Source organism: Streptomyces sp. NPDC006655 (genome assembly GCF_040703965.1).
Lineage (GTDB): Bacteria > Actinomycetota > Actinomycetes > Streptomycetales > Streptomycetaceae > Streptomyces.
On the sequence record NZ_JBEYJU010000151.1, the window covers coordinates 1 to 1,626 of the forward strand.

The window sequence follows — 1,626 nt, forward strand, 5'->3', positions numbered from 1 at the left end:
GGTTACGGGCGTCGTGATGACCGTGACCGTGGTCCGCGTCGTGACGACCGCGGTGACCGTCCCGCGTTCCGCCGTGACGACCGGCGCGATGACCGGCCCTCCTTCCGGCGTGACGACGAGCGCGGTGGGTTCCGTCGGGATGACCGTCGCGACGACAACCGTGGCGGTGGCGGTGGCGGCGGTGGTGGTTACGGCCGCCGTGACGACAACCGCGGCGGCGGTGGTGGTTACGACCGTCGTGACGACAACCGCGGCGGCGGTGGCGGTTACGGGCGTCGTGACGACAGCCGCGGCGGCGGTGGCGGTTACGGGCGTCGTGATGACCGTGACCGTGGTCCGCGTCGTGACGACCGCGGTGACCGTCCCGCGTTCCGCCGTGACGACCGGCGCGATGACCGCCGTGACGACCGGCGCGATGACCGGCCCTCCTTCCGGCGTGACGACGAGCGCGGTGGGTTCCGTCGGGATGACCGTCGCGACGACAACCGTGGCGGTGGCGGCGGTGGCGGTTACGGCCGCCGTGACGACAACCGCGGCGGCGGTGGCTACGGCCGACGCGATGACCGCCGTGACGACCGCGGTCCTCGCCGTGACGACAGTCGCGCTGGCGGCGGTGGCTACCCCCGCCGTGACGACAGCCGTGGCGGTGGCGGTGGCTACCCTCGCCGCGACGACAGCCGTGGCGGCAGCGGCTACCCCCGCCGCGACGACCGGCGCGACGACCGCGGTCCCCGCCGTGACGACAACCGCGGCGGTGGCTTCCGCAGGGACGATCGCCGGGACGACCGGCGTGACGACCGGCGCGGCGGTGGCTTCCGTGGCCGTGACGACCGTGACCGTGACCGGGACCGTGACCGTGACCGGGAGCCGATCAAGAGGCTGCCGATCCCGGAGGACGTCACCGGCGAGGAGATCGACAAGGACGTACGCCAGGAGCTGCTGAGCCTGCCCAAGACGCTCGCGGACGACGTCGCCAGGAACCTGGTGATGGTCGCGCGGCTCATCGACGAGGACCCTGAGGGCGCCTACGGCTACTCCAGGGTGGCCCTGCGGCTGGCGTCCCGTGTCGCCGCCGTACGTGAGGCGGCCGGGTTCGCCGCGTACGCGAACCAGAAGTACGCCGAGGCGCTCGCCGAGTTCCGGGCGGCTCGGCGCATGACCGGCAACGTGGACCTGTGGCCGGTGATGGCCGACTGCGAGCGTGGACTCGGGCGGCCGGAGAAGGCGCTCGACATGGCCGGCGCCCCCGAGGTGCACAAGCTCGACAAGGCCGGCCAGGTCGAGATGCGGCTCGTCGCCGCCGGTGCCCGGCGTGACATGGGTCAGCTGGACGCGGCGATCGTGACCCTGCAGAGCCCCGAGCTGGCGTCCAACTCCGTCCAGCCGTGGACCGCGCGTCTGCGGTACGCCTACGCCGACGCCCTGCTGGCCGCCGGCCGGGTCGACGAGGCACGGGAGTGGTTCGCCAAGGCCGTGGAGGCCGACCGGGACGGCAGCACGGACGCCTCCGACCGGCTGGCCGAGCTGGACGGGGTCGAGTTCGTCGACGCCCTGGACGAGGACGAGGACGAGGACGACGTGAACGACGAGGCCGAGGCCGAGGTCGTGGCCGAGGACAAGTCCGAG

At 73.3% G+C, this 1,626-nt stretch carries 1 protein-coding gene; it reads left to right on the forward strand.

The window, feature by feature from the left end:
* Positions 1 to 879: 879 nt before the first annotated feature.
* Positions 880 to 1,626 (forward strand): tetratricopeptide repeat protein (locus AB0958_RS41865; protein ID WP_366895748.1); only part of this gene is annotated, 747 nt, incomplete at its 3' end.